A 19242-nucleotide genomic window follows, 5' to 3' on the forward strand; every position below is an offset into this window, starting at 1 on the left:
ATGTTTACTTTTGCAGGCTTGTCCGGCTTGCAAAACAGTAAGCCTATTTTCCGAAAATCTCCTTTGCCGCCTTCATGTTTTCCATAATGGGAACACCAAAGGGGCACCGTGTCTCACAGGAACCACACTGTATACACTCTCCTGCATGATGAGCCAGGACTTCATAGTGCTCACGGACAGTTTCCGGCACTTCCTTCTGCGCCTTTGCCAGATTCAAAAACTTTGTCACATCTGCAACGTCTATCTTCTTTGGACAGGGCGCACAATGGCTGCAATACATGCAGTGACCTTTCCAACTGATTTTCGGGAACGCGGCAAATGCCAGAGCGTAATCCTTTTCTTCATCAGGGGCATCTTCATAGGCAAGACTGGTTTTAAGCTGTTCTACGGAATGGGCTCCGGCAAGAACGGTTGACACTCCGGGACGGGTGAGCGCGTAATGCAGGCACTGGTTCACAGTCAGGGCTTTTCCGGCTGGTGACAATGCTCCGTCCAGCAGGTCGCCGCCCCCGAAAGCCTTCATCACGGTGATCCCCACTCCCATACGCTGACAGACCTCATACAGCTCCTGACGTTCCGGATCCATGTTCACCAAAGGGGCCTCATAATTCTTTTCCTGCCACAGTTCTTCCACATCCTCACTGGCAGGCTGCAGATCATAGCAGGGATTCACACTAAACATAAGAACCTCGATGGCACCGCTTCTTACCGCCTCCAGTGCAACTCTGGGATTATGGCTGCTCATTCCTATATGCCGGATCACTCCTGCTTTTTTCAGGTCCCGCACATACTGCAGCACCGGGCCGTTTGCAATGTTTTCCCAGTCTTTCATGGAATCCACGTAGTGGATCATTCCCACCTCAATATGATCTGTCTGCAAAAGAGCAAGCAATTCCTGAAAGCCTGCTTTTACCTCCTCAATATCCCGTGTTCGCTTATACTGTCCGTTTTTCCATATGGAACAGATATGCGCCTGAATGATAAACTTGTCTCTTCTTCCCTTCAGTGCCTTTCCCACGCTGGCTCGTATTGCAGGATCAGATGTATAAAGGTCAAAATAGTTAATGCCGCTTTCTTCCGCCGTATCAAACAGAAGCTGCGCATTTTCGCAGTTATTTTCCCCAAAGCCTTCACATCCCATGCCAATCTCGCTTACCTTTAAACCAGTGTTTCCCAAATCACGGTAATTCATAGTTGATTTCTCCTTTTTTTCATGATCGTTTTGTATGAATTGCTTTAGCGCATAAAGCCGTACATTTTTCCTTTACTACTGTACCATTTATCTGCTTTCATGTAAACAGCGCCAGTGAAAAATGGGGAGCTGCAGCAGCTCCCCGTTTTTCGTTATCCCTTCTTTATCTAATGCATCTTAAGATTCTTCCGCACGCATCCTTGCACCTGCACCGGATGGAGCGTTTCATCACACGGAAGATTCCCCACATGCCGGATTCCACATCCCATCCCAGGCTTCCGGAGCGGTACAGATAATCTCCCGGACAGGAGGCGCCGCCTTTCAGCTCCATGTCAAAGCGATTGCCCACACTGATCCCTCCCTGGAGGGGAATCTCTCTTGAGAACGCATCGTTCGGCTGTTCTCTCCACAAATGCCCATGAATCGTCAACGACACATTTCTGGGTTTATCCGCTGGCATCATGGTCCGGAAAATCACCCGGTCACCGGAATAGGCTTTCCATATCGGTGTGGCGGGATCACCGTGGATCCTGCTGCTGAACACCTTCCACACCCGCGAATCCCTCTTAAGACGGTTTGCAAACCGCTCTGAACGATAGTTGTAACCCTTTTCTCCTGTATCCTCCGGATCAACGGGCTCCTCGCTGTTCGCAGCCGCAGTCTGGATGAGATTGCCCTGCGCATCCAAAAGACGGATTCCGTTCTGGATAAACAGTACATATTCCCGGAAGCTTTCTGTTCCCGGTGCCGTGATCACCGCCTGCTCCGCAAAAGTATTCCTTTTTCCCGTAAAATTCTCGTACCAGCTTGCTCCTGCAGGCTCTACGATCACAGCTCCAAACAGTCCGTGATACCTGTGATTTCGCATATCCCCAAAGGACTGCAAAATACATGCTCCGTATTCACGGTCAGCCTTCCAGAGATAACGCTTGCTCTCACCGGGCCCAACTGTCTGCTCTTTTGGGTTGTATCCCACATTGATCCCCGAATCGCTGACCGGGTCATACTGAAGAAACTGAGGATTCAGAGAAACCCTGTTAGAGGGCTTGTGCCGGAAGTCCAGCGGCACCCTTGGATAATCGAAATAGGGTACCGGATGGTCCGGATTCCATACATTATGCAGCGTAACCTCCAGCCAGTCTCCCACATTTGCGCGCAATATCAATGGCTTCGGCTTATATTTCCCGGCAAATACCAGATCCACATCCTCCAGCGGGACAAAGATCAGTCCGTCCGGGTCATGATCCCCATATCGGTTATATACCAAATCAGTCTGAACCGCAGCCACTTCATACCGCCTTACCACGTCATCCTTTCCCGGGCACGGTGGAAGGGGACAAAGCATATCCTTTCCTTTGCAAAGGGGCTTTAAATGCTTCTGATATTTATCATAAGCCCGGATGATTCCCCAAAGTCCAAGCCATACATCGTCAGTGCCGCCGAAATAGTACAGATAATCGCCTGCCTGATAGGGCTCTTTGATATTTAAGTTAAATGCCTCCGAGACACCAATCGTCTGGGACGCAGCCAGCGGTGACTGCTCATCTGCCAATTCCTTTCTCCATGACATTCCGGTTACATTAAACACATGCTGCTCCTCATGGGCACCATCAATCAGCCGGATCATGATCTCGTCTCCCGGATAGGTTTCCAAAACAGGCGTTGCCGGGTCGCCATGCACAAAGGAGCTGAAAATATAAGCCGGGTCCTCATGCTTTTTCAGCCTTTCCCTCATGGGCTCCGCACGGTAGTTGATCCCCATCACTCCCGGATCATCATGAGAACCCGGAACCTCCGGAGGATTCAGAGGTTTTCCGTCCTTATCAAATAGAAAGGCAAAATCGTGGACAAAAAGCGCAAACTCACGGAAGGATGTGCCGTCTCTCCTTCGGATGACTGCCTGAGTTCCAAAGCGCAGTTCTTTTCCATTTCGTATATTGTGGAAGGTGGCGCCTGCCTCCTCTATTATCAACGCACCGAATACTCCGTGCAGCTGATGTGCGTTGGCATACAGATGGTCATGGAAAAATACGGTCCGCAATTCCTCGTCTGCGAAAAAGCGCTCTACCAGGGTTTCGCATTTTCTTGCTCCTGCAATGTTGTTCCAGCCGTTTGCCGCTCCATCGGAGGTAATGGTGTCAAATTTCACCAAATGCACATGATGCCCGGCAATGTCTGTTATGGTCCTGAGCTGGAATGCATTCGCTTCCAGAAATTCCGGCAGCAGGTTTGTGGTGCGCAGTTCGATACAATCTCCTGCATTTGCACGTATTACAAGAGGTTCTACCTTAATTTTCTGTTCTTCCACCATACGGATATAGGAATCCAGGCCTCCACACCGCTCCAGCTCTTCTTTCAGGACAAAGAATCGTCCCTCCCGGTCGTGCCACCCATATCGGTTGTAAGTGAGCTTCGCCTGCACCAGGGCGATCTCAAAGACTCTCACGTTTCTGCACTGTTCGCATACTTTCGGACAGTTTTTGCAGTCATCGCATTTGCACTCTATATCATGTGCACTCCCCATATCTCCTTCCTGCTCTTTGTCACACTCCTCTTCTTTCCCGCATTCCTGCTTCTTCATGTATTCGCACTCCTTCTTGCATTCCTTCTCGCACTTCTTCTCGCACTCTTTCTTGCACTCCTTCTCGCACTCTTTCTCGCACTCCCATTCTTTGCAGCAGTCACAATCTCCCACAGTATGGCAGGGGCAAGTGTCTGTGTACAATGCGCCGGGCGCGGCATTTTCCACGAAATTTGCTTTTTCCAGAGGAGTCGGGCATTCCACGATATTTCCCTCCGCATCCAATACACCGCAAGGCGGCTGACGCGGTGGTTTTCCTACCTCTCCGCAGATAAAATTGGGGTATCCCGGATGAAGTTCATCCTTCTTCGGCGGCTGCTTACGGTCCTTCAGCGGCAGGAGCGGCGGGACAGGAGTTCCATCCGGCAATTTTCCGCTTCCATCTTCCAAACGGTCATGGATTCTCCACAAAGTCCACATTCCCTCATGAAAATGAGGATACAGATGGCAATGAAAAATCACATCACCGATGACCCCGTTCCTGCTTCCTGCTCCATACAGGATATCCAGCGTATAGCATTCCTGCGGACTTATGGTAATGGAGTCGATGATCGTAGAAACCGGGTTTTCTGGCTCCAGCCTCCACTGGTGATTGTGAAGATGGAACACATGTGTTTCCTTAATTCCCCCGTGTACCAGACGGATTTTTGCCGGATCTCCCACATAAGCCCTGAGAATGGGCGGTGCCGGATCACCATATACCCAGGAGCTCATAGATATATCCTCTCCCGAATCTGCCGGATCGTGGGTAAGCGGCATCCGGTTTCTCATAGGCTCCGAGCGGTAGCTGATCGCCGTCGTAGACGAAAGCAGATGCGTCCGGTGGTCCATGGGCTGATTTCCGTCCTTATCCAGGATCTCCAGTTCATCATGGAAGAACACGGAATATTCCCGGAAGGCCGGTTTTCCAGGCTGATAAATATCCGCCATCAGACCGCTTTCCATTTCTTCTCCTGTCTGTGGATCAAACCATTTTGCCCCGGGCGGCTCTACGATCACCGCTCCGAACAATCCATGAACATTTGTGGCATCTTCACTGCTTCTGGCGTCCGCCATATCATGGAATAAAAATACACCTTCCGTATCTGCATACCATGTGTAAAGGATCTCCCGGCTTGTGGTACTGTCCTGATTAAATCCCGTACTGGTGCCGTCCGAAGTCATCACATCATACGACAGCCCCTGCACATGGATGGACAGCCTGCGGTTCAGAGAATTGCGGAAGCATACCTTGACCGTATCTCCGAGATTCACGCGGAGTACCAAAGGCTGCACTTCCTCATAGGGCTGGGGCGGTGACTGCCGGAATCTTCTGGCAGCTTCCTCCTGAATCCTCCGGGCATCCTTTTCCAGCACATACATCAGACCGTTTGGGTCATGATCACCGTACCGGTTATATACAATAGGAAGCTGTATCGCTTCTATGGTGAAATTCCTGGTCTTATTTGGGTTGGGATATTGACATAATTCCATTGCTTATACCCTCCCTTTCCCTGTATTTTCCAGGATGCGAAGATAATGATTTGCCTCCCGGAGCACATGATCTGCCAGAAGCGGCAGTGTCACGGAGCGTATGCCACAGCCTGTGATCCCTTCCGCACCTGCAGTCTTAAAATCCCGGTACTTCTCCGTTGTTTCCAATGTCTTTCTCGTCAATTTGTCCATGGTCCGGCAATCCTGCTCTCTCGCTTCCTCCAGCAGACGGCAGTAATCCCCGGCAAAAGCATCCGCTGTTTCTATAAGCTCACATTCTGTCGGATCAAGCAGCCCCCTGATAAACAATGCGTGCTCCATCATGATCCGGTTCCAGAACATTTCTGCCTCTTTTAAATCTTCGTGAGGCATACATCCTTTTTCCTCCAGCACCGTGATGATCTGCCGATAGAGCTTTGCTTCCCGGAGAATGTGCTCGATCAGCAGCGGATAGTTCGACGTATACAGTGTGCATGCGGAAACTTCCCGCAGAATCTGCTCTTTTAACATGATCAGACCGTTTAAAAGCTGCAGGACATTTTGATTCAGCTGTCGTACCTGCTGTACCATTCTTCTGTCATGACATTCTGCAAAGCCTGCCCGCAGCCGCTTTTCTGCCCGGGTGATCCGGATATCAATGGGTATTTTTGTCAGCCTTCTCGTCTGCTGTTCCGCCATTTCCGTAAACTCCGTCGTGACTTCTCCGGAGCGCAGGATTTCACTTCCCACCATTCCGTCAGCAAGCCGGACCGCACGCTCCAGCGCTCTTTCGAACTGCATGCGGAACCAGTCTGCTCTGCTTCTATATGCCGTCTCCCCTGCCGGAAAAGCCGCCAGAAGAAACAATGCATGCTCTTTCATAATTCTTCCGAAAAACAAATGAGTTTCCAAAGAAACTGATACATATTCTCTCATTTTTTTGCATACCTTATTATGATGTTTCTCTATAATATATGCAGATATTTTAATTTGGGGAGTTTTATGGTATATGAAAAGAATCCGGAGCAAATTTCCCTGCTCCGGATTCTCATATATAGTTTCTATTGTCTGGGCTTCATGTGCAGCCACTGTAACCTTTACCAGGTTAATTCCAAATACAGATCTTTGTACTGCTTTGCGGAATTATCCCAGGACAGGTTTTTATCCATATCTCTCTGGACCATTTCATCCCAGCACCAACGGTTTGTGAAATACAGGGATTTTGCTCTGTTGATGGCATCCAGCAATAAGCCGGCGTCATAATAATCAAAGGTAAAGCCATTTCCAGTATTGGAATACATATTGTACGGCTCTACCGTATCCTTCAATCCGCCTGTCTCACGAACGATCGGGACAGTACCGTAGTGCATGGCGATCAACTGCGTTAATCCGCAAGGCTCAAACTGTGAAGGTACCAGAAGGGCATCCGCACCTGCATAGATCCTATGAGCTCTTGTCTCATCATACATGATATTGGAGCACACATTTCCCTTATAAGCGTTTTCATAATACCGGAAGGAATCCTCATATACTGCATCTCCGGTACCAAGCACGACGATCTGCGTATGCTCATCCATGATCTGCGGAATAATGGCATTGACCAGATCCAGTCCCTTTTGGTCTGTCAGTCTGGAAATCAGTCCGATGACAAATTTGTGGTCATCCTGAACCAGCCCCAGCTCTTCCTGCAGCTTCTGTTTGTTTTCCTTTTTCTTATCTAATACATTGGTGATATCATAGTTTTCATACAATCTGGAATCGGTGTATGTATTCCAGATATCATAGTCAATACCGTTTACAATGCCTCTCAGCTTGCCGGAATGATATCTTAAATGGGCATCCAGCTTTTCGCCGTAGTATGGTGTCTGGATCTCACCTGCATAAGTGTCGCTGACAGTTGTAATGATATTGGAATATGTCAGACCGCCTTTTAACATATTGGCGTCTTCATATCCTTCTTTTAATGCGTCCTTGTTGAATACATAATCCGGCAGTCCTGACCAGTACCGGATCGTAGGGATGTTATAAATTCCCTGGAACCGCAGGTTGTGAATGGTCAGAATGGTTTTTGCGGAAGCCAGCTTCGTATTTTCGAACAACGTTCTCAAATATACAGGAACTAACGCAGCCTGCCAGTCATGGCAATGAATAATATCCGGAGTCCAATCCAAATAGTTCAATACAGCAAGTGCTGCTTTTGCAAAGTAGCAGTATTTCGGAATATCATCCACCAGATTGGTATATGGATTTCCGCTGCTGAAAAACTCTTCATTGTCAATAAAGTCATAGACTACGCCGTCCCAGACATATTCCATGATTCCTACATAATAGGATTTTCCATCGGCGCATAAATCCATTTCGAAGGAACCTCTGTATACCATTTTCTCCTGATATTTCCATGGAATACATTTGTAACGTGGAAGAATTACTTTCACATCGCAATTCTGTTTTACCAATGCCTTGGGAAGTGCATACATAACATCTCCCAAGCCTCCGGTCTTTACAAACGGATAGCACTCTGAGCCTATGAAAGCAACACTCCTTCTGGGTGTGGTGTAGACTTCTGCCTTTGGCTCTTCTGCTTTCAGTGCTTCAGCAGGCTCAGCCTTGGGCTCTTCGTCTTTGATTTTCTCTGCAGGTTTTTCCTCGGATTTTTCTGGTTTGGTTTTCCTGGCAGTATTTTTCTTTGGCTTTTCCGTCTTATCCTTCTCAGCAGTTGTTGTCTTGGATTTTCTTGTTCTTGTTTTTTTAGCAGGCTCAGCCTTTGGCTCTTCCTTGGTTTCTCCGGCAGGCTCAGCTTTAGCCTCCTCTGCCTTGGCCTCCTTTACTGGCTCAGCCTTGGGCTCTTCTGCTTTAGCCTTTCTGGTTCGCTTCGTAACCTTTGGCTCTTCTGCTTTCACCTCTTTGGCTGCCTCGGCCTTGGGCTCTTCTGCCTTGACCTCTTTGGCTGCCTCAGCCTTGGGCTCTTCTGCTTTCACCTCTTTGGTCGGCTCGACCTTGGGTTCTTCTGCTTTCACCTTTCTGGCACGCTTAGCAGTCTTGGTTTCTGCTGCTTTCACCTCTTTGGCTGGCTTAGCTTTTGGCTCTTCTGCTTTAACTTTCTCAACGGCTGCCGCTTTCGTTTCCTCGACTTTGGCTTTTTCAGCTTTCGGCTCTTCCACTGCTTCTGCCTTGCTCTCTACAGAAGCTGCTTCTGATACAGCTTTCTTAGTCTGCTTTTTCGCCGGAGCTTTTTTCGTAGTCGTAGTTTTTTCTACTGCCTTTTTTGTCATGTGGCACCTCCAAAAATAATCCTAATAAATGGTTCTTAAAACACTATTTTATGACTGAAGCACAATTTAATAGTTCTGTTTATCAGTAAGTATACCACAAATACTACCCACAGGCAAATATACGAATAATTTTAATTATGTGCCTTTTCATAGTTTAAACCCAGCAATACCTTCCTATACAGCCAAGCTGACAGATTATAAAAATCTACGCAATATCCTTTCTGCCATACTGCCAGAATGCCGCCCCGATCCCGACAATGGCAAAGGCAATGCCCACAGCCAGATATTTTCCGCTTAAGGCTTCATTGGCTATGATATCCGCGCTTTCCGCATAGGAAAAGGGGGTGATATATTTTAAAAACTCGGCTTTTTTCGTAAGATTGGCTATGAGGTTCAGGAAATAAAAAATTGCTGCAAGGCCCAGTCCCAAGCCGATTTCGCCCCGGCGTACAAAGGCTGATATGCCGAAGCAGATCGCCCCCACCTCGATCTGCATAATAAAATATGCAAGAAATAAAAGTGCCAAAAGACCAGCGTCCACTGTCTCATCAATGAGCAGTACCGAAATTGCTGTGATCACGATCACCACTGCATTGAGGATTAAAATCTGCGTAAATACTGCGCAGAGCTTTTGTCCGATGATTTTTATTCGGCTGTTGGGATGGGTCAGCAAAAACTCTGCCGTATGGTCTTTTTCCTCCTTTGCAAGTGCAGAAGCTCCAAGCAGAGCGGCAAAAAAAGCGCCGCCAAGCCCAAGGATATTTCCGCACTCCACTCCGAAGAATCCGATAAACTCTCCGAAATTGATCCTATCCATTCCGAATGCCTGGGAAAAACCGCCCATCCGGGCAAATATGGCACTGACCACGCTCATCTGATCTGCCATTTCCGGATAGATCAAAATGCACACAGCCATGAGAAAGGCGACTGCCGCGGACCAGATAATCAGTGAGATCCTCCCTGTTTTCAGTTCATGCTTCCAAATCGTCATCTCTTTCCCTCCTCTGTATAGTAATGAAGGAAAATCTCCTCCAGATCCGGCTCTGCTATAGATAAATCATGGACTTTTCCCACAGAAAGGACTTTCAGCAGCTTTTCCATACTTCCGCTGTACAGAAAGCTTGTGCTGCCCTCTCCCTGCTTCAGGTCCCGAAGCCCGCTAAGCCCTGACAGATCCACTTCTCCATGCACGGAAACCCTTTTGGCGCTAGTCCTTGCCAAAGCCTCCACACTGTCACAGGCGATCACGCGTCCTTCCCGGATAATGGCAGCTCTCGTACAGTTCCTCTGGATCTCGGAAAGCACATGGGAGGAGAGAAAAATAGTAGTCCCTTCCTGGTTCCGCTCTCTCAGAATGTCAAAAAACGCTCTCTGAATCAGAGGATCCAGACCGCTGGTAGGCTCGTCCAGGATCAACAGCGCGGGATCATGCTGCAGGGCGCAGACAATCCCAGCTTTTTTGCGGTTTCCCAAGGAAAGCTCCTCCACCTTTTTGGAGGTATCAAGCTGCAGTCTTTCACACAGCTTTTCCGCTTCTGCCCGGCAGTCTTTTTTTCGCAGATCTGCGGAGAGCTTTAACAAGTCCCGGACACGCATTCCGGCGTAAAATGCTGTTTCAGAGGGCAGATAGCCTACACAATCCAGTATTTTTTCTTTTTCCTTCTCAATGTCCATGCCGAAGATTTCTCCGCTTCCGCTGGTTTTCTTCAAAAGTCCCAAAAGGGTTCGGATGGTGGTACTCTTTCCGGCGCCGTTCGGTCCGATAAAGCCAAAGAACTCCCCCTGCTCCACGCTCAGGCTGCAGTCCGTGATGCCCCTTGCCTTTCCGTAATATTTGCATAGCTTTTCTGTTTTAATTGCTTTCATCCTTTTCCTCTTTCCTCAGGTATATCTTTTTCCAGAATGCGATCATGTCCATAAAGTCCTGCTCTATTTTATCCCCGTCCATGGTTGCGTCTGTTCTGAGCATTTCCCACATATATCCCTCTGTGGCAAGATACATTTCACGATACATCATCTTAAGATCCAGGCCCGGAAGAAACTGCTCTGCGTCCAGGCTTTCCAGAACATCCGCTGCCTTATAATTCAGCAGCTTTTGGTAGCTTTCCCAGATGGCTGGGCGCACCGCAGGATCCTTCTCATAAAATGCCTTGATTGCAAATGTCCACATATATGGATATTCCTTGAAAATCTGAAGCTTTGCCCGCATTCCCCGAAGCATCATCTCAAAGAAATCGGTCTGCTCATAACAGCCGTACTTTGCCAGATACCGGATCGTAACCTCTCCGCATGTTTCCCAGAGAAAGAGATACAGCTCACGCTTGTTATAAAAATAGTGAAACAGCAGGGATTTGCTGATTCCTGCCTCCGCCGCAATCTCACTCATAGGGCTCTTTTTATACGAATTCTGAGAAAACACCCGGTAGCCCGCATCCATAATGCTTTTTTGCTTTTCCTCTGGCAGTGCAAAAAACTTTTCATTCATTCCGGTACCTCCCTTAACCGTTCCGGTCAATTACTATTATACCCCATTGACCGTTTGTGAGAAGACCCCTTCTTTTATTTTTCTTCCCCCTGATATTCCAGAATGTCCCCGGGCTGACAATTCAGTACCTTACAGATAGCGTCCAGGGTGGAAAAACGGATTGCTTTTACCTTGCCTGTTTTCAGATTGGATAGATTTACATTGGAAATCCCTACCTTTTCGGACAGCTCATTCAGGGACATTTTCCGGTCTGCCATCACACGGTCAAGCCGTAATATTATTGCCATGTTTTCACCTTCCTGTATATCATAAAGTTTCATCGGAAAACTGCTGAAGCTCACAGCCTCTTTCAAAAATATCACTCATAAGAAGGACGATCACCCCCGCCAGTATCCACTGGGGAACAAATGGATTGTTCATATAAAACGTATGATAGGCAATCGCAGCCATCCCGGTCTGCATCACCAGTTTCTCCAAAAATCCCATGAGAACCATCAGAATTCCGGCTCTTCTGGCATATTTCGTTGTCTTTGCCACAAAGGGTGAGTGGGAGCTGCGGATCGTCTTCAGCAATTTCGCCAGATAAGCCAGCAGCACCAGATAGGGAATATCCCGCACCAGTATGGAAAGTCCCAAAAAAGCCTCACAGAAGGCTTTATTGCTTACAATTTCTCCGTACATGGGCAGATACTGCATCCCGCAACGGACAATCCCTCCCATGCTTGCAAACTCATATGCGTATCCTGTATTTTCCAGTACGATCTCTCCCGCAGGAAGCCGAAATAGTTGGATCATACTGACCACTGTCATAATCAGTGAAAAACCAAACCAGACCATCCCAGCCTCTGCACATAACTGGCACACATAATGGTGAGGAAGCTGCCACTTATCCGGATATTCCTGGTTTTCCATTTTTTTCTGTCTTTTTCTCATCTCAATCCTCCTTATTTCTTAAGCAGTCACAATATATCCTGTTATTTATGGACTCACCTTTTATAGCTGGATTATATCACGAGAATTCATGAATATCAATATATTTTTAATGATTATCGTTAAATTTTGAAGTAATAAAAAGCCCCAACCACATAACACATGCTATGCAGCCGGGGCTTATTTCTTTATCCCAACGGCTCTGCGCCGTTTCAGGGTATATCCTTTATTTTACTACAAAGTTTACAATCTTATTAGGAACATAAATCTCTTTTACCAGATTTTTGCCCTCCATGAAAGCAGCAATTTTCTCGTCCGCTTTTGCGATAGACAATGCTTCTTCCTTATCACAGCCCGTCGGGATCACAATGGTGCCGCGGACCTTACCGTTTACCTGCACACCGATCTCAATGGTAGACTCTACAGTTTTACTCTCATCGTATTCCGGCCACTGGGACAGGGACAGGAAGCCTTCTCCGCCTAAGCTCTCCCAGATCTCCTCGCAAAGATGAGGTGCAAACGGGCACAGCAGCTTGATAAACACGATCAGGTCATCTCTGCTGATCTTGCCTGCAGCATAGATGTCATTGATCAGGGACATCATGGATGCGATGGCTGTATTAAACTTCATTGCCTCAATATCGGAGGTAACCTTCTTAATGGTCTTATGGAACTTCACTTCCATATCCGGTGCAGAAGCTTCCTCGGTCATAATATCCGTCAGACCTGCCACCCTCTCCAGGAAACGCTTGCAGCCGCGCACGGAACTGTCATTCCACGGAGCAGCAGCGCCGTAATCACCCATAAACAGTACATAGGTACGAAGCGCATCCGCGCCGTACTCCTTCACAATATCCAGCGGGTCCACTACATTTCCCTTTGATTTGCTCATCTTGTCCCCGTCAGAGCCAAGGATCATGCCCTGTGCGGAGCGCTTTGCGTATGGCTCCGGAGTATTCACTACACCGATGTCATACAGGAAATGATGCCAGAATCTGGAATAGATCATATGTCTGGTAACATGCTCCATACCGCCGTTGTACCAGTCAACAGGCATCCAGTAGTCCATTTTCTTTCTGTCTGCCAGTGCTTCGCTGTTGTGCGGGTCAATATAGCGCAGGAAATACCAGGAGGAACCAGCCCACTGAGGCATTGTATCTGTCTCTCTCTTTGCATCTGCACCGCACTTCGGACACTTGCAGTTTACGAAGGACTCAATCTTTGCAAGAGGTGACTGTCCGTCCTCTCCCGGCTGGAAGTCCTGAATCTCTGGCAGACGAAGCGGAAGCTCCTCATAAGGTACCGCTACATCGCCGCACTTCGGGCAATGAACGATCGGGATCGGCTCTCCCCAGTATCTCTGGCGGTTGAACGCCCAGTCTTTCATTTTGTACTGCACGCCAGCCTCACCGATGCCTTTCTTTTCAATTTCCTCCAGCATCCGTTTGATGGAATCCTTTTTATTGGTATATCCATTCAGGAATTCGGAATTGATCATCTCGCCGTCTCCTGCATAGGCTTCCTTGGAGATGTCTCCGCCTTTGATTACCTGAATGATATCAATGCCGAATTTTTTCGCAAAATCATAGTCTCGCTGATCATGAGCCGGAACAGCCATGATCGCGCCTGTGCCGTAGCCCATCATTACATAGTCTGCAATATAAACCGGAATCTTTTTGCCGTTTACCGGGTTGACAGCATCAAGTCCCTCAATCCTTACACCAGTCTTATCTTTGACAAGCTGGGTTCTCTCAAACTCCGTCTTCTTTGCACATGCCTCACGGTATGCCTTGATTTCGTCAAGGTTTCCGATCCTGTCCGCATATTTGTCGATCAGAGGATGCTCAGGCGCAATAACCATAAAAGTAACGCCGAAAAGGGTATCCGGTCTGGTGGTATAGATTCGCAGTGTCTCGTCAATGCCGTCCACTGTAAAGTTTACAAAGGCACCTTCGGAACGTCCGATCCAGTTAATCTGCTGCTGCTTGATATTTGCAGGATATTCAACCTCATCCAGTCCTTCCAGCAGCTTGTCCGCATACTGGGTGATCCGCAGATACCAAACGTCCTTTGATTTCTGCACAACATCGCTGTGGCAGATATCACATTTTCCGCCCTGGCTGTCCTCGTTGGACAGAACTACCTTACAGGACGGGCAGTAGTTTACCAGCGTCTTATCACGGAAAACAAGCCCGTTCTCAAACATTTTAAGGAAAATCCACTGGGTCCATTTATAAAAATCCTCCTGGGTCGTATCAATCTCACGGCTCCAGTCAAAGGAGAATCCCACACTCTTTAGCTGATTGGAAAACTTCTCGATATTCTGGTCTGTAATGATACGCGGATGGGTGGATGTTTTGATCGCATAGTTCTCCGTAGGCAGACCGAAGGCATCGAAGCCAATGGGAAACAGTACGTTGTAGCCCTGCATCCTGCGCTTTCTCGCAATTACCTCCACGCTGGAATAGGCTTTGATATGACCTACGTGCATACCTGCACCGCTTGGATACGGGAACTCTACCAGGCCGTAAAATTTAGGCTTGTCGCTTCCGTCAACCGCCTTAAATACTTCTTTTTCTTCCCACTTTTTCTGCCACTTCGGTTCGATTTTCTTAAAATCGTGTCTCATTTGCGGTTCCTCCATACAAAATTCTTTCATAACTCTACTCATTCTAATCCAATCATTTCCTTTTGTCAATGCCCGGAAAGCCCATATTTACAGGCATTCTATTCTCCCAATGCCTTCAGTGCCGCCTGAAGCTGGTTATCATCCTCGCGGCTGATATTCTCTTTGTTCAAAAGGCTTGTGTCAAGTTTTACCTCCACGTCCGGTTTGATCCCCACTTCATGGATGTCATTTCCGTTTGGCGTATAGTATTTCGCCGTCGTCAGCTTAACGGCGCTTCCATCTGAGAGCGGGATGATCGTCTGTACGATTCCCTTTCCGTAGGTGGTGGTGCCCACAATGGTGCCGATTCCATAATCCTGCACAGCTCCTGCAAAAACCTCAGCAGCGCTGGCGCTCTCTTCATTCACCAACACAGACAGTGGGATTTCAAGAGGCGTTTTTCCTTCACACGTGTGCTCCTGCCTGTTGCCGTATTTATCTTCCATATAAACGATCATTCCCTCTGGCAAAATCTGTTCCAGGACTCCGCACACGGAGCTTAGTACGCCTCCTGGATTGTAGCGCAGATCGATCACCAGCTTCTCCATTCCCATTTCCTGAAGTCCGCCAAACTGTTCCTCAAACTGCTTCGGCGTAACCATGGCAAATTCTGAAATCCTCAGATAGCCAACGTGGTCCTCCAGCATATCCGAATAAATGGTAGGCAGCTCTACATCCGTAACGGAAACCGTGATTTCCAGAGGTTCTTCCACATCCGTGCGGTGGATGGTCAGAACCACATTTCCATCCTCATCATTTTTTATCATCTGTGAAACCTGGGCGGTGGTTTTTTCTGTAATGTCCTCTCCGTCAACTGCACTGATCACATCGCCAGCCTCCATTCCTGCCAGCTCTGCCGGACCGCCCTCATAGCATTCTGTCACCAGGATGCCTCCTTCGCTGTTTTCTGTGATCACAACTCCGATTCCTGAATAAGAGCCTTCATTTTCTTTGTTTTCCCGGTCATACTCTTCTTCTGTGTAATATCTCGAATAAGGATCTCCCAAACCGTAAAGCAGTCCTGTGTAAAGGCCCTCTGCCAGCGCCTCCTCATCCTTCTCTTCCAGATAATTTGCATCTATGATCTTCTCCAGATACTCCAGCTTTGCCTTTGTACTTTTATCGCTCACCACGGAATCGGAAGCAGATGCCTTCATCCATCCGGTAAATCCTCCCACTGTCAAAGCGCCTGTTAAAAGCGCTCCTACTGTCACGCCCTTCAAAAACTCCCTGTTTGTCATTCCATACTCCTGTCTATCTACTGATATAACACATTCCCGCGCCGAAGCGCGGTTACGCCAGCAACCATATTCCTCTTGCGCGCAGTGCGCATTCTCGCATAACATGAAAGAAAAGGCTGCCGGATCCTCGACAGCCAATATCTCTTCCGTATTCTGATTGTAAAACAGTTTTCTCACACCTTCAAGTGTTTTCTTGTTGTCCAGAAGCTTCCTACAAGACCGATTCCGATTCCAAGTCCCAGACCTATCGGAAGCAGTGTACGGTAAATTTCTCCTGCCGGAATAAATTCAACCACTCCAGTCAGCACATTAAATCTGTTCAGTACGTAAGAAATAGCACTGTTGTATCCGAAGTAAAGACCTACAAGAGGAATTGCCGCACCGATGATGCCCAATACCACACCCTCCAGAACAAAGGGTGAGCGGACAAAACCGTCTGTGGCACCGATGTATTTCATAATTCCGATTTCCTCTTTTCTGACAGATATACCTACTGAAATGGTATTGCTGATCAGGAAAATGGATATCAGCAGAAGCACAGCGATAATAGCGATGGATACATAGGAAACAAGACGGTTAATAGAACCAAGGGTTTTTGCCGCCTGCTCCGACTGATTGACCTCGCGGACATTTTCCAGACTCTGGATATATGCCACCAGCTCGCTCTGCCTGTTGATATCATTCATGTATACATGGTAATTGGAGGAGTTGATCAAAGGGTTATCATCCTTAAAGCCATCTGCCATATCAGAGCCTCCGAAATAATCCTGCTTCATCTTTTCCCACGCTTCATCCGCAGATTCAAATTCGATCCTTGCCACCTCAGGTCTTTGTGCGATCAAAGCGCCCACCGCTTCCATCTGCTCCTGGGTCGTTCCTTCATTGAAGAATACGGTAACCGGTACTTCTTCCTCAACCTTATGGGCAATGCTGCTCACATTGTTCACAATGGAGTAAAATATGCCGAACAGCAGGATGCATGCTGCCATGGTCAAAACGGATGCAATGGAAAACATCCAGTTACGTTTGATATTTTTAATACCCTGTTTCAGGGTAAACCAGATTGTACTAGGCCTCATAATACTCTCCCTCTCTCTCGTCACTGACGATCACACCGTTATGCATAGTAAGAACTCGCTTCTTCATGGTGTTTACAATTTCCTTATTATGGGTTACCACCAGGACTGTAGTTCCACGCTCGTTGATCTCCTCCAAAAGCTGCATGATCTCTTCAGAGGTTTTTGGGTCAAGGTTTCCTGTAGGCTCATCGGCCAGGAGAATATCGGGTCGGTTTACGATGGCTCTGGCAAGTGCCACTCTCTGCTGCTCGCCGCCGGATAACTCGTCCGGGAAAGCCTTATATTTTCCCGCAAGCCCTACCTCCTGTAAAACCTCCGGTACACGCTTCCTGATCACACGGGTAGGACGGTTGATGACACGCTGGGCAAATGCCACGTTTTCATATACATTGCGGTCACGGAGCAGACGGAAATCCTGAAATACCACGCCCAGCTTTCTGCGGTATTTTGCAACACGGCGGTGCTTCATACCCTCCAGCCGCTCTCCGCTTACGATGATCTCTCCTGATGTGGAATCAAGTTCCTTCAAAAGCAGCTTGATCAGGGTGGATTTTCCCGAACCGCTGCTTCCCACTATAAACACAAACTCACCCTTATCCACATGCAGATTCGCATGATTTACAGCCGGTAGCCCCTGACCGTAGGATTTGGTTACATCTATTAAATCAATCATGATATCCTCCTTCAGATCCTGTGATTATTTCTGAATTGCGTGTGCGCCTTTGCGCATGTAACTTTTTCGTAACATTATTGTAATATATTTATAGATAAAACGCAACCCTTTTTTGCCGCTTTTTTATCCGGTAACCTATTATACACAGTGAACCTCCTGAAATCAAGGTATTTCACAAATGTTACACAAAAACGCCGCCAATCCGTTGCGGCTTTGAGCAGGAACTGGAGTTTTTCTTTGATGATAAAGTCAGAAAGGAGAAAATTAAAACAACGTTTCAAAGCAGAAGGAAATGAAACCGTGATAAATTGTCACGGTTTGAAAATGAAGGCGCCGGATGGAAAAATGCGGAAAACAGACTGTGCTATCTTAACAAACATTCTTACGCAGGCCTAAGCTGTCAACCTGTTTAAATCTGCCATAAAAAAACTTTGTCTACCGCTTCTAAAAACGGTAGACAAATGGTTGACAAATTATGAATTTTAAAGTTTAAAAACACCACAAAGCCGCATTAGTATTCCAACGTCTCCATATACTTCATATACCGTACTACCATCAGAGCAATCTTAAAGGTAATGGCATCCTCAAAGATACGGAGATCCAGTCCTGTGCTTTTCTGCAGCTTATCCAGACGGTAAACGAGAGTGTTTCTGTGAATGTAAAGCTGTCTGGAGGTCTCAGACACGTTCAGGCTGTTCTCAAAGAACTTGTCAATTGTAGTAAGGGTTTCCTCATCAAAATCATCCGGGGACTTGCCGCCGAAAATCTCTTTGATGAACATCTTACACAGCGGAATGGGAAGCTGATAGATCAAACGCCCGATTCCAAGAGAGCTGTATGCGATCACATCCTTTTCCGGTGAGAAAATCTTTCCTACATCGAGAGCCATGCGTGCCTCTTTATAGGAGCGGGATACTTCCTTCAGCTCGCCTACGATGGTGCCGTATGCAATATGTGTGTCATTCTCCCTGCCAAGTCCCAGTGTATCCAGGATCGTCTGGGCAAGCTTATCCATCTCTTCGTAGCCTTCGCCTTCTTCCAGCTCCTTGACAATGATCACACTCTTCTCATCCACTGCTGTGATGAAATCCTTACTCTTGCCGCCAAACAGGCTTTTCACGCTCTCAATCGAACTATGCTCCTTTTCCTGCTGCAATTTCAGGATCATAACAACACGGCGCACATCGGCTTCAATGTGGAGCTTTTTCGCACGGTTGTAAATGTCAACCAGAAGCAGGTTATCAAGAAGCAGATTTTTAATAAAGCTGTCTTTGTCAAAACGTTCTTTATAAGCTACTATCAGACTCTGAATCTGGAAAGCGGCCAGTTTTCCTACCATATAAGTATCTTCGTCGTCACCGTGGGCTACCAGGATATATTCCAACTGATAGTCGTCACACACCTTGAAATACTGGTATCCTTTTACAAGCTGGCTGTCAGCCTGAGACTCCACAAATGCCTGGATATCCGCTGGCTGAATTACAAAATCACTAAAGGTAGACGCCAAAGTCTTACCGTCTGTATCAATGACACAGAACTCCGTTCTGGATATCTCTTTAAGCCCTTCAAGTGTATTTTGCAGTACCTGATTCGATATCATTCCCTTCAATCCCTTCTCGCGTAAAGTGTATGCTTTCTTAAGTTCTTTTCCAAAAAATCTTTCATACCT

14 protein-coding genes are annotated in these 19242 nt (G+C 47.4%); all 14 read right to left on the bottom strand.

Annotated elements, in window-relative coordinates; all coding sequences use genetic code 11:
• Nucleotides 1-43 precede the first annotated feature (43 nt).
• The 14 genes from ACESZH_RS05465 to ACESZH_RS05530 all read right to left on the bottom strand — a co-directional run bounded on the left by ACESZH_RS05465 (nt 44) and on the right by ACESZH_RS05530 (nt 19173).
• Nucleotides 44-1192 carry an aldo/keto reductase gene (locus ACESZH_RS05465; protein ID WP_373213417.1) on the bottom strand — a complete coding sequence of 383 codons (1149 nt, stop codon included), beginning with the start codon at nt 1190-1192 and terminating at the stop codon, nt 44-46.
• Nucleotides 1193-1355: 163 nt separating this feature from the next.
• Nucleotides 1356-5246, bottom strand: a complete 3891-nt coding sequence (locus ACESZH_RS05470) for a multicopper oxidase domain-containing protein (protein WP_373213414.1) — start codon at nt 5244-5246, stop codon at nt 1356-1358.
• Nucleotides 5247-5249: 3 nt separating this feature from the next.
• On the bottom strand, nt 5250-6161 hold the full coding sequence (locus ACESZH_RS05475; protein ID WP_373213411.1) for a DUF2935 domain-containing protein: 912 nt from the start codon (nt 6159-6161) through the stop codon (nt 5250-5252).
• 161 nt (nt 6162-6322) lie between these two features.
• Nucleotides 6323-8497 carry a glycogen/starch synthase gene (locus ACESZH_RS05480; RefSeq protein ID WP_373213409.1) on the bottom strand — a complete coding sequence of 725 codons (2175 nt, stop codon included), beginning with the start codon at nt 8495-8497 and terminating at the stop codon, nt 6323-6325.
• A 205-nt stretch (nt 8498-8702) separates the two neighbouring features.
• On the bottom strand, nt 8703-9488 hold the full coding sequence (locus ACESZH_RS05485; protein WP_373213406.1) for an ABC transporter permease subunit: 786 nt from the start codon (nt 9486-9488) through the stop codon (nt 8703-8705).
• The gene (locus ACESZH_RS05490; protein ID WP_373213404.1) at nt 9485-10363 is read right to left on the bottom strand and encodes an ABC transporter ATP-binding protein; all 879 of its coding nucleotides are present in this window, start codon (nt 10361-10363) and stop codon (nt 9485-9487) included. The genes ACESZH_RS05485 and ACESZH_RS05490 overlap by 4 nt, the downstream gene beginning before the upstream one ends.
• A complete protein-coding gene (locus tag ACESZH_RS05495) occupies nt 10350-10982 on the bottom strand; it encodes a TetR/AcrR family transcriptional regulator (RefSeq protein ID WP_373213402.1) in 633 nt (210 codons plus the stop codon). The genes ACESZH_RS05490 and ACESZH_RS05495 overlap by 14 nt, the downstream gene beginning before the upstream one ends.
• A 74-nt stretch (nt 10983-11056) precedes the next feature.
• Complete coding sequence (locus ACESZH_RS05500) at nt 11057-11269, bottom strand: helix-turn-helix domain-containing protein (RefSeq protein ID WP_373213400.1); 213 nt, start codon at nt 11267-11269, stop codon at nt 11057-11059.
• Nucleotides 11270-11288: 19 nt separating this feature from the next.
• Nucleotides 11289-11915, bottom strand: a complete 627-nt coding sequence (locus tag ACESZH_RS05505; protein ID WP_373213398.1) for a hypothetical protein — start codon at nt 11913-11915, stop codon at nt 11289-11291.
• A gap of 223 nt (nt 11916-12138) precedes the next feature.
• Complete coding sequence (gene leuS, locus ACESZH_RS05510; RefSeq protein WP_373213396.1) at nt 12139-14541, bottom strand: leucine--tRNA ligase; 2403 nt, start codon at nt 14539-14541, stop codon at nt 12139-12141.
• A gap of 98 nt (nt 14542-14639) precedes the next feature.
• The gene (locus tag ACESZH_RS05515; protein WP_373213393.1) at nt 14640-15821 is read right to left on the bottom strand and encodes a S41 family peptidase; all 1182 of its coding nucleotides are present in this window, start codon (nt 15819-15821) and stop codon (nt 14640-14642) included.
• Between the two features lie 173 nt (nt 15822-15994).
• On the bottom strand, nt 15995-16900 hold the full coding sequence (gene ftsX, locus ACESZH_RS05520) for a permease-like cell division protein FtsX (protein WP_373213391.1): 906 nt from the start codon (nt 16898-16900) through the stop codon (nt 15995-15997).
• A complete protein-coding gene (gene ftsE / locus ACESZH_RS05525; protein WP_373213389.1) occupies nt 16890-17573 on the bottom strand; it encodes a cell division ATP-binding protein FtsE in 684 nt (227 codons plus the stop codon). Before ftsE ends, ftsX begins: the two co-directional genes overlap by 11 nt.
• 511 nt (nt 17574-18084) lie before the next feature.
• Nucleotides 18085-19173, bottom strand: a complete 1089-nt coding sequence (locus tag ACESZH_RS05530; RefSeq protein WP_373213387.1) for a PucR family transcriptional regulator — start codon at nt 19171-19173, stop codon at nt 18085-18087.
• Nucleotides 19174-19242 lie beyond the last annotated feature (69 nt).

Origin of the sequence: Ruminococcus sp. 5_1_39BFAA (genome assembly GCF_964240875.1) — a bacterium.
GTDB lineage: Bacteria > Bacillota > Clostridia > Lachnospirales > Lachnospiraceae > Blautia_A.